The following is a 259-nucleotide window of genomic DNA, read 5'->3' as shown; positions in this document are numbered from 1 at the left end:
AGGCGCAGCATAGTTCGTCAGAACGACTTCGTCAAAACTATCCGCACAGCTGCCGTTGCTAACTGTCCAGCGAAGGGTAACACTGCTGCCTGCAGCAACACCCGTAACCGTAGTATTGTATAATGTAGGACTTGTGATAACACCCGCCCCGCTAACGATACTCCACAGACCTGTACCGACAACAGGAGCATTTCCTGCTAAAGTAAAGCTCGAAACATTACAGTTTTCCTGATCAGCACCTGCAACAGCTACCGTAGGC

The 259-nt window shown here is 50.2% G+C and carries 1 protein-coding gene; it reads right to left on the bottom strand.

The genetic code is table 11. The features are described 5' to 3' along the window. Positions 1-259 (bottom strand): hypothetical protein (locus JKG61_RS22775; RefSeq protein WP_202105308.1); only part of this gene is annotated, 259 nt, incomplete at both ends.

Origin of the sequence: Sphingobacterium faecale, assembly GCF_016746095.1 — a bacterium.
Lineage (GTDB): Bacteria > Bacteroidota > Bacteroidia > Sphingobacteriales > Sphingobacteriaceae > Sphingobacterium > Sphingobacterium faecale.
The sequence above is the reverse complement of the archived record's forward strand: the minus strand, read 5'-3'. Positions and strand labels throughout refer to the sequence as shown.